At 70.0% G+C, this 12,413-nt stretch carries 11 protein-coding genes; 8 read left to right on the top strand and 3 right to left on the bottom strand.

Annotated features, from left to right (window positions below):
- Nucleotides 1-10 precede the first annotated feature (10 nt).
- Nucleotides 11-1,615 (bottom strand): alkaline phosphatase D family protein, encoded by a 1,605-nt coding sequence (locus ACFPJ1_RS31670; RefSeq protein ID WP_380109528.1) that lies wholly within the window; start codon nucleotides 1,613-1,615, stop codon nucleotides 11-13.
- A gap of 155 nt (nucleotides 1,616-1,770) precedes the next feature.
- On the opposite strand from ACFPJ1_RS31670, the gene nagZ reads away from it, so the two are divergent.
- The 3 genes from nagZ to ACFPJ1_RS31655 all read left to right on the top strand — a co-directional run bounded on the left by nagZ (nucleotide 1,771) and on the right by ACFPJ1_RS31655 (nucleotide 4,109).
- Nucleotides 1,771-3,228: a beta-N-acetylhexosaminidase gene (gene nagZ / locus ACFPJ1_RS31665; protein ID WP_380109526.1), complete on the top strand. Its 1,458-nt coding sequence runs from the start codon at nucleotides 1,771-1,773 to the stop codon at nucleotides 3,226-3,228.
- 40 nt (nucleotides 3,229-3,268) lie between these two features.
- Nucleotides 3,269-3,412 (top strand): hypothetical protein, encoded by a 144-nt coding sequence (locus tag ACFPJ1_RS31660; protein WP_380109524.1) that lies wholly within the window; start codon nucleotides 3,269-3,271, stop codon nucleotides 3,410-3,412.
- 124 nt (nucleotides 3,413-3,536) lie between these two features.
- A complete protein-coding gene (locus tag ACFPJ1_RS31655) occupies nucleotides 3,537-4,109 on the top strand; it encodes a GNAT family N-acetyltransferase (RefSeq protein ID WP_380109521.1) in 573 nt (190 codons plus the stop codon).
- A gap of 9 nt (nucleotides 4,110-4,118) precedes the next feature.
- Here ACFPJ1_RS31655 and ACFPJ1_RS31650 read toward each other — a convergent pair whose 3' ends face one another.
- Nucleotides 4,119-5,327 (bottom strand): ROK family protein, encoded by a 1,209-nt coding sequence (locus tag ACFPJ1_RS31650; protein ID WP_380109518.1) that lies wholly within the window; start codon nucleotides 5,325-5,327, stop codon nucleotides 4,119-4,121.
- Between the two features lie 169 nt (nucleotides 5,328-5,496).
- Here ACFPJ1_RS31650 and ACFPJ1_RS31645 point away from each other — a divergent pair, with 169 nt between their 5' ends.
- From ACFPJ1_RS31645 to ACFPJ1_RS31625, 5 genes are all read left to right on the top strand, one after another.
- Entirely contained in the window at nucleotides 5,497-7,158 is a 1,662-nt protein-coding gene (locus ACFPJ1_RS31645) for a glycoside hydrolase family 13 protein (RefSeq protein ID WP_380109515.1), read from the top strand.
- Nucleotides 7,159-7,284: 126 nt separating this feature from the next.
- Nucleotides 7,285-8,418 (top strand): Nif3-like dinuclear metal center hexameric protein, encoded by a 1,134-nt coding sequence (locus ACFPJ1_RS31640; RefSeq protein ID WP_380109514.1) that lies wholly within the window; start codon nucleotides 7,285-7,287, stop codon nucleotides 8,416-8,418.
- An 84-nt stretch (nucleotides 8,419-8,502) separates the two neighbouring features.
- Complete coding sequence (locus ACFPJ1_RS31635; RefSeq protein WP_380109512.1) at nucleotides 8,503-9,216, top strand: zinc ribbon domain-containing protein; 714 nt, start codon at nucleotides 8,503-8,505, stop codon at nucleotides 9,214-9,216.
- On the top strand, nucleotides 9,213-10,355 hold the full coding sequence (locus ACFPJ1_RS31630; protein ID WP_380109510.1) for a bifunctional RNase H/acid phosphatase: 1,143 nt from the start codon (nucleotides 9,213-9,215) through the stop codon (nucleotides 10,353-10,355). The genes ACFPJ1_RS31635 and ACFPJ1_RS31630 overlap by 4 nt, the downstream gene beginning before the upstream one ends.
- Before the next feature lie 50 nt (nucleotides 10,356-10,405).
- On the top strand, nucleotides 10,406-11,842 hold the full coding sequence (locus ACFPJ1_RS31625) for an RNB domain-containing ribonuclease (RefSeq protein WP_380109509.1): 1,437 nt from the start codon (nucleotides 10,406-10,408) through the stop codon (nucleotides 11,840-11,842).
- Here ACFPJ1_RS31625 and ACFPJ1_RS31620 read toward each other — a convergent pair.
- Nucleotides 11,831-12,400 carry a TetR/AcrR family transcriptional regulator gene (locus ACFPJ1_RS31620; protein ID WP_380109507.1) on the bottom strand — a complete coding sequence of 190 codons (570 nt, stop codon included), beginning with the start codon at nucleotides 12,398-12,400 and terminating at the stop codon, nucleotides 11,831-11,833. The genes ACFPJ1_RS31625 and ACFPJ1_RS31620 overlap by 12 nt on opposite strands.
- Nucleotides 12,401-12,413 lie beyond the last annotated feature (13 nt).

Raw genomic sequence — 12,413 nt, 5'->3', positions numbered from 1 at the left:
GGTGCTGGGGTCAGACCTGGTTCAGCCCGGGGGAGCCGGCTTCGACCACGAAAGAGGCGCGGGTGGACACCGGGGCGCCCGGAGTGCTGACGTACGGCAGCACCTTGAAGTCGACGCGCAGGCTGTCGCGCTCGATCCGGGTGCTGACGTAGCCGCGCTGGTTGTTCACCAGCTTCATGTGCGGGTTCTCGTCCAGCTGCAGCTGACCGCCGGTCGGCATGTCCTGGCCGTCGCCACCGGAGGTGATCGAACTCGTGACGAGCTCCACGCCGACGGTGGCGGAGTTCGGGTCGCGGAGGTCGGCCTTGAGGTCGTTGGCGTAGTGCTTGTGCACGTCGCCGGTCAGCACGACGGGATTCGTGACGTGCCGTTGCTGGATGCCGTCGAGGATCCGCTGCCGCGACGCGACGTACCCGTCCCAGGCATCCATGCTGTAGGTGACCGCGGGCCCGGCGGTGAAGTCACGAGCCGCGAAGAACACCTGCTGGCCGATGACGTCCCAAGTGGCGTACGAGCGGCCCATACCGTCCAGCAGCCACTTCTCCTGATCCGGCCCGGTGATGGAGCGCGCCGGGTCCAGTGCGGCCGGGCAGTCCGAGGTGGTGTCGTTGCAGGCCTGGTCGCTGCGGTACTGCCGGGTGTCGAGCATGTGGAAGGCCGCCAGCCGTCCCCACTGGATCCGCCGGTAGATCTGCATGTCGATCCCGCGCGGGATGCTGCTACGCCGCAGCGGCATCATCTCGTAGTACGCCCGGTACGCCGCCGCGCGCCGCTCCAGGAAGCCGGCCTGACCCGCGGGTGACGGGATCTCGTCGGCGTAGTTGTTCTCCAGCTCGTGGTCGTCCCACACGACGACCCACGGAGCCACCTCGTGCGCCGCCTGCAGGTCGGGGTCCGTCCGGTACTGCGCGTGCCGCAGCCGGTAGTCCGCCAGGGTCCAGATCTCCTTGGCCGGGGAGTGCACCCGGGGCGCGGTACCGCCGCCACCCTCGTAGATGTAGTCGCCGAGGTGCAGCACCAGCGACGGGTGCTCCTCGGCCATCCGCCGGTACGCAGTGAAGTAGCCGCCGGAGTAATTGGAGCAGGACACGAAGGCCATGTGCAGCGGGCCGCCGTACGTGCCGGGCAGTGGGGTGGTCACCGTGCGGCCGACCTCGGACAGGTGACGCTCGCAGCGGAACCGGTAGAAGTACTCGCGGCCCGGCAGCAGCCCGCCGACCTCGACGTGGACCGCGTGGGCGGACTCCGGGCCGGCCGAGACCACTCCGGCGCGGATCACCTTGCGCATGTGCGGGTCGAGCGCGACCTGCCACTGGACCTGGTACCGGCGGCTCGGCATGCCGCCCATGCCGTCGGCGGCCAGCGGGTCGAGGGCGAGCCGGGTCCAGAGCACGACGCTCTGGTAGTCCGGGTCGCCGGAGGCGACGCCGAGGGTGAACGGGTCGGACAGCGGGTGGGTCGGGCCGGTCGAGGTGCTGACCGGCATCGGGGAACCGGAGGCCGGGCCGGCCTGGAGTGCGCTGATGCCGGCGGCGGTCGCCGCTGAGGCGGCCAGCAGGGTCCGGCGGGCGATCGAGGAACCGGTGGAGGGGGCGGTTGACGGTGTGACGGGCATGGCGGGGCTCCGTGACATGGTCGGGGGTGACATGGGCAGGAAGCTTTCCCGCGCCACCCTGCTGCGGACGGACGAACCCCGGGTGACCACCAGGCACGCGTCCGGTAAATCTTCATTACTGGCGCGCGGAGGGCCGGTCGGGAGAGGGTGTGCGGATGAGCGACCAATTGGACCGTGACGCTGCCGGCGCGCTGATCGTCGGCTTCACCGGAACCACCGCCCCGGACGACCTGCGCCGAGCCGTCGCGGCCGGGCTCGGTGCCGTCATCCTGTTCACCCGCAACGTCTCCGGCGCCGACCAGGTCGCCGCGCTGACCGCGTCGCTGCGGGCGGAACGGCCCGATCTGGTGATCGCGATCGACCACGAGGGCGGCGAGTTCAGCCACCTCGCGCCGGCCAACCCCTGGCCGCTCGCCTCGCCGCGCGCACTCGGCGAGCTCGACGACGTCGACCTGACCCGCTCGTCCGCCCGGGACGCCGCCGCCACGCTGGCCTCCCTCGGTATCGACCTGATGCTCGCGCCCTCGGTCGACGTGAACAGCAACCCCGCGAACCCGGTGATCTCCACCCGCTCCTTCGGCACCACCGCCGCCACCGTCTCCCGCCACGGAGTCGCCTTCGTCGAGGGCGTGCACGAGGCCGGTATCGCCGCCTGCCCGAAGCATTTCCCGGGCCACGGTGACGTCGCCGTCGACTCGCACCTCGCGCTGCCGCGCGTGGACCGCTCGATCGAGCAGGTCACCGCGGTCGAGCTCGCGCCGTTCAAGGCCACGATCGCCGCCGGTGCCGACGTGATCATGAGCGCGCACATCATCTTCTCCGCGTACGACGACCAGCCGGCCACGCTGTCCCGTCGGATCCTGCACGGCCTGCTCCGCGAGGAACTCGGGTTCACCGGCGTGATCACCACCGACGCGCTCGAGATGCAGGCGATCACCGCGACCCGGTCGATCGAGGACGCCACCGTCGCGTCCATCCGGGCCGGCGCCGACCTGGCGATGATCGCGATCGGCGAGGCGGACCCGCGCGCCCTGACCGCCCGCCTGGTCGAGGCCGTCGGCAACGGATCCCTCGACCCGTCACGGCTCGCGGACGCGGCCGGCCGGGTGCGTTCGCTCGCCACGTCGCTGGCCGAAAGGGACAGGAAGCCCGGGTACGACGGCGCCCCGATCCGCGAGGTCGCCGCCCGGACCGTGGACCGCCAGGAGTTCCCCGGCCTCGGCGGCTCGCCGTACGTCGTGGATCTGACACAGGGACTGCACCCGGCCTGGAACCCGTACTTCAGCGGCCTCCCGGAGGTCTTCGCCCGGGTCGCTCCGGGCTCGGCCGGCGTCGTCCTGCGCGGCGAGGACGCCGCCGGCCTGTCCGAGGCGCAGGCCGCCGCCATCGGTCGCCCGCTGATCGTCGCCGTCCAGGACGCGGTCCGTACTCCGTGGATGCGCGCCGCACTGCAGGAACTGCTGCAGAGCCACGAGGGTGACGTCTTCGTGTTGTGCACGGGGATTCCCGAAGACCGGGCGATCGTGCCCGCCGCCGTTCCGACCGCGGTCACCTACGGTCGCAATCTCGTCGTGCTGGAGGCGATCGCGCAGGTCCTGACCCGGGTGCCCTGAAGACCGACGCGGAGCCAGGCGCAGGAAGCTTAATTTGTTCGTGTTCGACCGTCCCAACGACTACGTCGTCGTCCGCGGCCTGCAGAACAAAGTGCTCAACGCAACGATCCTCGGCTCCGGTGTCACGCTGCGCACCCAACGTCAGGGCGGCCACGCCGGCCTCCCCGGCTGGGAGTACCTCTAATCGAGTCCGACACCGCTCTCGACCGCGACTGCACCGTGATCGAGCTGGAACTGGACGGCGAACTGGAGCTCTTCGAGCACCACACCCGCGACTGATCCACGTCGGCAGGGTTAACCTGCTGTAGATGAGCGAACTTGACCTGGCGAAGATCTCTCTGCGGCCGATGGAGCTCGGCGACTGGCCGCGGATCCACGAATGGGCTTCGCAACCCGTTGCCTCCCGCTACCAACCCTGGGGTCCGAACAGCGAGCAGGAGACCGAGGCGTTCGCCGCCGCGGCGATCGCGGCCTGGGGGAGCGAGCCGCAACTGCGGTACCCGTGGGTGGCGACCTACCCGGAGCTCGGCGTGCTCGGCATCGGTGAGCTGAACATCCGCAACGCCCGCTGGCGGCGCGGCGAGATCAGCTACTCGGTGCACCACGAGTTCTGGGGCCAGGGCATCGCCGGCGAGATCGCGCGACTGCTGTGCGCGATCGGCTTCGAGGTCCTCGGGCTCGAGCGGGTGGAAGCCACCTGCGACCCCCGCAACGGCGCGTCGGCAGCGGTGCTCAAGCGAATCGGTATGACGTACGAGGGGACCCTCCGCCGGACCGTGCTGATCCGTGAAGGCTGGCGGGACTCCGCCATGCACAGCCTGATCTGCCCTGACTGGAGGCCACCGGCCCCTACTCTCGAACCCCGCTGGACCCTTGACTGAGCTGCGACTTCAGGCCTGGCGAGCGCGCAACTGCAGGTCGAGAGCGTGCTCCTCCACGTAGTTCAGGGCGCGGCGGACAGCGCCTACCGACACGATCGCATCACCGAGCGACGAGGCCGCCACCCGCGGCGGCGTGGCCGTGAAGCCTGCGAGTTGCTCCGCGATGCTGGGCAGCAAGGACTTGGCCCCTTCCGCGACGGCGCCGCCGATCACGACCAGTTCGGGGTTGAAGAGGATCGCGAGCGTTGCCACTACCCTGGCCGTCCGGGTGGTCACCTCGTCGAGGATGCCCAGGGCAACTTGATCACCGGAAGCCGCCGCGGCAAAGACCATCTCGGCCGTCACCGGCTTGCCTCCCGCCAAGTCGCGAAGACTCGTCTGTACGCCGGTGTCCGCGACGGCCTTGGCTCCTCGTTCGCGAGCGGTGCGGGCGATTCCGGCGGTGTCGCCGACGCCTTCGACCATCTTCAGGTAGACCATCTCACCGGCGCCGCCGCGGCTTCCGTGCAGCAGCCGGCCCGAGTCCATCAGGCCGGAACCGAAGCGCTCACCGGCGAGCAGCACCACCAGATCGTCCACGTCGCGCGCCTGGCCGCGCCAGCGCTCACCCAGGGCGGCGAGGTTGGCGTCGTTCTCCAGCAGGACGGGCCAGCCGTGCAGCTCACTGAGCCTGGCCGTCAGCCCCGCGTCGAACCGGCGCCAGAACTCGTCGTCGACCAGGATGTTGCCGTCCCGGTCGACCGGCGCCGCGATCCCGACCGAGGCCGCGAGCACCTCCTGGTCCGCCACCCCGGCCGCGGCGAGTGCCTCGAGGACGGCCTGGTTCACCACCTCGGTCTGCTCGGTCGGCGTCTTCACCTCGGCGAGCGAGCGCCCGGCCTTGGCCACGGTCTCGCCGCGCAGGTCCGCCAGCAGCACGGTGGTCTTGGCCGCGCCGACGTCGATCCCGAGCACGTAGCCCGCCTGGCTGTTGAACTCGAACCGGCGGGAGGGACGTCCGATCGGCGTACCGGGGGCGTCGTGGCCGGGGTCGAGCTCGACCACCCAGCCCATTGCGATCAGGTCGTTGCAGACGGCGTGCACCGTCGCCCGGGTAAGTCCGGTGGCCTCGATCAGGCCGGTTCCTGTCATCACCCCGGCGGTCGAGAGCACGCCCAGTAGCTTGCCCGCGTTGACCCTGCGGAGCAGCGGCGGCGTGGCCGCCGGCGTCGTCGCCATATTCCCCCTTGACCTCGTCGCGGAACCCCGCGCACAATACTGCAGAATCTAAATTTAGAATCTATATAAATCAAGCGGCAACGTCTCCGGAACGAGCTGGAAACACCCGCTGCCCCGCAGCCGTCCGACCGCCCGTCCTGGACCACTTTCAGAACCGAGTGAGGCACTCTTGACCAGCACCGACACCCCGGTGACCCGTGCAGGCGACTCGATCGACGCCGACTGGTGGCGCCAAGCCGTCGTCTACCAGATCTACCCCCGCAGCTTCGCCGACTCCAACGCCGACGGCGTGGGCGATCTGCCGGGCATCATCAGCCGTGTTCCGTACCTGACCTCGCTGGGCATCGACGCCGTCTGGCTGAGCCCCTTCTACCCGTCGGCGCTGGCCGACGGCGGCTATGACGTGGACGACTACCGCGACGTCGACCCGCGGCTGGGCACCCTGTCCGACTTCGACGACCTGGTCGCCGCGCTGCACGAGGCCGGGATCAAGCTGATCGTCGACATCGTGCCGAACCACACCTCGAACCTGCACGAGTGGTTTCAGGAGGCGCTCGCCGCGCCGAAGGAATCGCCGGCCCGCGACAGGTACGTCTTCCGCGACGGCACCGGCCTGGACGGCACCGAGCCGCCCTCTGACTGGGACTCGGTCTTCGGTGGTTCCGCCTGGGCCCGGACCGAGGACGGCCAGTGGTACCTGCACCTCTTCGCCGCCGAGCAGCCGGACCTCAACTGGGACAACGCCGAGGTCCGGGACGACTTCCTGACCACTCTGCGCTTCTGGTCCGACCGTGGCGTGGACGGGTTCCGGGTGGATGTGGCGCACGCGCTGATGAAGGATCTGAGCGAGCCGCTACCCTCCAAGACCACACTGCCCCGGCAGTCGGAGTCGAACGGCGCGCACCCGCTCTGGGACCGCGACGACGTGCACGAGATCTACACCGAGTGGCGCAAGGTGCTGAACGAGTACGACCCGCCCCGGTCCGCCGTGGCCGAAGCCTTCGTGCCGGCCACCCGCCGGGCTCGTTACGCCAGCGCGGACGGCCTCGGGCAGGCGTTCAACTTCGATCTGCTGCAGGCCGACTGGGACTTCGACAAGTTCCGCGCGGTGATCGAGGAGAACCTCGCGCTGGCCGAGCTGAACGGCTCCTCCTCGACCTGGGTGTTCTCCAACCACGACGTGGTCCGCCACGCGACGCGGTACGGGCTGCCGAAGGATCCGGAGGGCGCCTGGCAGGACGGCAAGGCCTGGCTGCTGAGCAACGGGACCGAGCCGACCGTCGACGTCGCGCAAGGTCTCCGGCGTGCCCGGGCCGCGGTGCTGCTGATGCTGGCGCTACCGGGTTCGGCGTATCTGTACCAAGGCGAGGAGCTCGGTCTGCAGGAGGTCGGCGAACTGCCGGCGGCGAGTTTGCAGGACCCGGCGTACTTCCGGTCGAAGGGTGCCGAGAAGGGCCGGGACGGCTGCCGCGTGCCGCTGCCCTGGACGATCGGCGGGCTGTCCTTCGGCTTCGGCTCGGGCGGCTCGCACCTGCTGCAGCCGACCTGGTTCGGCGGGTACTCGGTGGAGGCCCAGGAGGGCGATCCGGCCTCGACGCTCAGCCTCTACCGCAAGGCCCTGGCCGTACGCCGTGGTCTGCAGACGAGCCAGTCCCTGGAGTGGGTCGACGGCGTCGAGTGGGCCCTCCACTTCACCCGGCCCGGCGGCTGGCAGTCAGTCACCAACTTCGGCGCCGCCCCGATCGAACTCCCTGACGGCGCGGTCGTTCTCTCCAGCGGCCCGTTGGAAGGCGACAAGCTCCCGTCGGACACCACTGCCTGGTTGATCTGATCTCCAGTACGACGAGACGCACCGCCGGCGCCGCTGACGGTGCGTCTCGCGCCTCTACCGCCTGCATCAGCCGACACGTCCATCGGTTGTCTTTTGGTTCTGTGGGTGTGCGGCAGGATGGGGGCTGTGGAGCCGACTCTGGGTGATGTTGTTGGGGTGCTGGACCGGTTGTACGACCCGGCCTGGGCGGAGAGTTGGGATGCTGTCGGGCTGGTGACCGGAGAGCTTGATGCGCCGGTGCGCAGGATCTTGTTCGCGGTGGATCCGATGCGGGCGGTCGTCGACGAGGCGATCGCGGGCGGCTTCGATCTGCTCGTCACGCATCACCCGCTGTTGCTGCGCGGGGTGAACAGCGTCGCGGCGACCACGCCCAAAGGCAAGGTGATCCACGACCTGATCCGGGCCGGTACCGCGCTGCACGTGTGCCACACCAACGCGGACAACGCGAACCCCGGCGTGAGCGACGCCCTCGCGGCCGCGCTCGGGCTGACCGACACGACGCCGCTGAAGGCGATGCCGTCCGCGCCGATGGACAAGATCGTCGTCTACGTGCCGATCGACGAGACCCAGGCGATGATCGACGCTCTCGCCGAGGCCGGTGCGGGGCGGATCGGCGACTACGACCGAGCCGCCTGGAGCAGCACCGGTGAAGGCACCTTCCGCCCGCTCGACGGCGCGAACCCGACCATCGGCCGGCTCGGCGAGATCGAGCGGGTGCCGGAGAGCCGGGTCGAGATGGTGATGCCCCGGAGTCGCCGTCGCGCTGTCGTCGCCGCACTCAAGGCGGCGCACTCCTACGAGGAGCCCGCGTTCGACGTGTTCGAGACGGCCTCGCTGCCGAGCGACCTCGGCGGCGGCCGGATCGGAGTACTGGCTGAGCCGGTGAAGCTCAGGGACTTCGCTGCGCTGGTGGAGAAGGCGTTGCCGCGGACGGAGCACGGAGTACGGGTGTCTGGCGACCTGGAGCGGACGGTCGAGCGGGTCGCGGTGGTCGGGGGAGCGGGGGACTCGGAGTTCGACCGGGTCCGCGCGGCCGGCGTCGACGCCTACGTGACGGCCGACCTGCGGCACCACCCGGCGACCGAGGCTCGCGCGTACGACGAGGGGCCGGCGTTGGTCGATGTCGCGCACTGGGCCAGCGAATGGCCGTGGTTGCGGGACGCGGAACGACTCCTGAAGGTGGGGTTGGCAGAGCAGGGCAGTACCGTGGACACTCACATCTCGACGCTCTGCACCGACGCCTGGACCTTGCGGCTCTGACGGTGCCTGGTAGACACAGAGATAACAACTGAAAGCGCTACTAAGGAGCCGACTCTGAACGCCGAGCCCGCCGTCCAACGCCGGTTGCTGGACCTGCAGGATCTCGACCTGCAGCTGGATCAGGTCGCCCACAAGCGCAAGTCGCTGCCCGAGCACGCGGCACTCGCGGAGCTGGCGAAGGAGAAGTCCGTCGTCGACCGGGAGCTCGTCACCGCGGACACCGAGGTGAGCGACCTGCAGCGTGAGCAGAAGAAGGCCGACAGCGACGTCGACCAGGTCCGGCAGCGCAAGGCGCGCAACCAGCAGCGGCTCGACTCCGGGCAGGTCACCTCGCCGCGCGACCTGGAGAACCTGCAGCACGAGATCGGCTCGCTGGACCGGCGGATCTCCGACCTGGAGGACGCCGAGCTCGAGGTGATGGAGCGGCTCGAGGCGGCCGAGGTCACGCAGGCCGACCTGCGGACCCGGGCCGACGCCTTCGCCGGCCGGCAGGCCGAGCTCGAAGGCACCCGCGACGCCGCGCTCAAGGAGCTCGACGAGCAGCGCGCGAGCCTCGGCGACCAGCGGGCCACCGTCGCCGCGGAGATCCCCGAGGACCTGATCGCGATGTATCAGCGGCTCCGCGAGCGCAACGGCGGGATCGGCGCCGCGCCGCTGGTCGGCAAGCGCTGCATGGGGTGCCGGATGGAGCTCGCCCCGTCCGACCTGACCAGGTTCAAGGCCGCGGCCCCCGACGCCGTACTGCGGTGCGAGGAGTGCGGGCGGATCCTGGTCCGCACCGCGGAGAGCAGCGTATGAGCCAGGGCCCGTCCCACGTCATCGTCGAGGCCGACGGTGGTTCCCGCGGCAACCCGGGGCCGGCCTCGTACGGCGCGCTGGTGCGCGACCCGTCGACCGGTGAGGTGATCGTCCAGAAGGGCGTCACGATCGGCGTCGCGACGAACAACGTGGCGGAGTACAGCGGGTTGATCGCGGGACTCGAGCTGGCCCGGGAGTATGCGCCGGACGCCTCGATCGAGGTCCGGATGGACTCCAAGCTGGTGATCGAGCAGATGGCCGGGCGCTGGAAGATCAAGCACCCGGACATGAAGCCGCTCGCGATCAAGGCACAGAGCCTGGCCCCGTTCGGCACCGAGTGGACCTGGGTGCCGCGCGAGCAGAACTCGGCCGCCGATGCGTTGGCGAACATGGCGCTCGACGGGAAGCCGGTCCCGCTGCGCCCTAGCGAGGCCCCCACCGAACCGGGGGCCGGTGCCGCGGTCGCCAAGGAGCCATCGGACCAGCAGAAGGCCACGCTGGGCTGGGGTGCTCAGACCGAACCGCCGACCCAGCTGATCTTCCTGCGGCACGGCGAGACCCCGCACACCGTGGACAAGCGGTTCTCCGGATCCGGCGGCGACGACCCGGGCCTGAGCCCGACCGGCGAGGCCCAGGCGCAGGCGGCCGCGCGGTACCTGTCGACCATCGGCGGGATCGACGCCGTGGTGTCGTCGCCGATGCGGCGTACTCAGCAGACGGCCGCGGCGGTGGCGGAGTCGCTCGGGCTGGACGTGAAGGTCGAGAAGGGCTGGGTGGAGTGCGCGTTCGGCGACTGGGACGGGTACACCTTCGCCGAGGTGCAGGAGAAGTGGCCGGATGCGCTGAACGAGTGGATGGGGTCGACCTCGGTCGCGCCGCCCGGCGGTGAGTCGTTCGACGCGTGCGCCCGACGAGCCCGCTCGGCCCGCGACGGCCTGCTCGCGGCGTACCCGGGCAAGACGGTACTGGTGGTCACCCACGTGACGCCGATCAAGTTGATGGTGCGGTCGGTGCTGCAGGCCCCGATGACGTCGCTGTTCCGGATGGAACTGAGCTCCGCGAGCATCACCGAGATCCACTGGTACGCCGACGGTCTCGCGTCGCTGAAGTCCTTCAACCTCCAACCACCACTACTCTGAGGGCCTGACCCCGCACAACGAGGTGCGGGGCGGAGGGACGGAGTGGTCGCGTGCCGTTGCAAAGGGTGCATTTCGCCGAAGAGGTGCCGGAGGTGTTCCGCGCGTCGCTGCAGGCGATCCGGCGCGAGCTCGAGGTGCCGGCCGAGTTTCCGGCCGAGGTGGTCGAGGCCGCGCTGGCCGCGGCGGCGAAACCTAGGCTGCCGGAGCTCGACCGGACCGACCTGGAGTTCGTCACCATCGATCCGCCGGACTCGATGGACCTCGACCAGGCCTTGTACATCGAGCGCGCCGGCGACGGCTACACCGTGTACTACGCGATCGCGGACGTCGCCGCCTTCGTCCAGCCGGGTGACCCGATCGACGTCGAGGCCCGCAAGCGCGGCGAGACCCTCTACGCGCCGGACAAGCGCACGCCCCTGCATCCGCCGGAGTTGTCCGAAGGCGCCGCCTCGCTGTTACCCGACGAGGTCAGGCCCGCGCTGCTCTGGACCATCGCGGTGGACGCAACAGGTGAGGGCACGGATGTCACCTGCAAGCGTGCGCTGGTGAAGTCGCGCGCCAAGCTGAACTACGCCGGTGTGCAGCGGAACCTGGACGCCGGTACCGCGTCGGAGTCGTTGCAGTTGCTCCGCGAGGTCGGCAAGCTCCGCGAGCAGCGGGAACTCGAGCGCGGCGGCGTCAACCTGCCGATCCCGGACCAGGAGATCATCGCCGCGAACGGCGACTGGACGCTGGAGTTCCGCGCGCCGCTGCCGGTGGAAGGCTGGAACGCGCAGATCTCGCTGCTCACCGGGATGGGCGCCGCGCACCTGATGATGTACGGCGAGATCGGCATCCTCCGGACGCTACCCGAGTCCCACGACGACCTGCGCCGCAAGCTGGAGAACACCGCGAAGGCCCTCGGGATCGACTGGCCGGTCGGGACGTCGTACGCGGCCTTCATCCACGGGCTCGACCCGAAGGTGCCCGCGCACGCGGCGATGCTGGCGGCCTGCACGGTGCTCTTCCGGGGCGCCGGCTACACCTCGTTCTCGGGCGGTGTACCTGAGCAGCCGGAGCACGCCGCGATGAAGTCGGAGTACGCGCATGTCACCGCGCCGCTGCGGCGGCTGGTGGACCGCTGGACCGGCGAGATCTGCGTGGCGCTGTGCGCGGACGCCGAGGTGCCGCAGTGGATCCGCGAGTCGCTCGACGAGATCCCCAAGATCATGGACGAGTGCGACCGCAAGGCGCACGCGTACGAACGGTCGATCGTCAGCATGGTCGAGGCCGGCCTGGTCGCGGACCACGTCGGCTCGAGCTTCGACGGGGTGATCACGGATGTCGACGACCGCGACCAAACGCGCGGTATCGTCGCGCTGACCACGCTCGCGATCGAGGGCCGGGTGACGGGCTCCGCCACCCTGCCGCTGGGTCAGCCGGTCCGGGTGAAGCTGGTCGAGGCCGACATCGCGAAGCGCACGATCGCCTTCGAGCTAGTGAGCTAAGTACTCGTTCACCGCAGCAGTCGTCCGCTTGACGTCGCCAGTCGCGAGCAGGTCGAGCAACGCACCCCGCAGTACAGCCAGTACTGCGGTACGCCGTGCTTGCTGCGTCTGTGGGGTTCCGCTGCCGGTCTGGGCTGTCTTGAGGAGTTCGAGCCAGTCGTCCACGGTCGAGCGGGCGAAGTCCGTCCACGGGCCGTCTGGTGCCACCAGGGATCGCCCGTAGGCCTCGACCCAGAGCTTCATCAGCGGACGGCGTTCCTCCGCGGCCAGCCAGGTCCACAGTTCCCGGGCGATCACGTCGAGCCCGGGCGGTTCGTCGTACCGGTCGGTGATGCGCCGCAGCAGGTCCAGCTCGTCGCTGCGAGCGCGCGCCAGCAACGCCCGGATCAGCCCGTCCTTGCTCCCGAAGAGGAACAGCAGCACCCGGGGACTCGACCCGATCGCGGCCGCGAGGGGACGCAGCGAGAGATCGGCGAGCCCGTGCGTCAGCGAGTACTCGTAGGCGAGCTCGAGCAACTCCGTCTCGCGCGCGGACGGGGCTGGTTTCGTCGTGGACACAAGGCTAGTATCT

Origin of the sequence: Kribbella qitaiheensis (assembly GCF_042657745.1) — a bacterium.
Lineage (GTDB): Bacteria > Actinomycetota > Actinomycetes > Propionibacteriales > Kribbellaceae > Kribbella > Kribbella qitaiheensis.
Note: the sequence above shows the minus strand (reverse complement) of the source record. Positions and strands in the feature narration are given on the sequence as shown.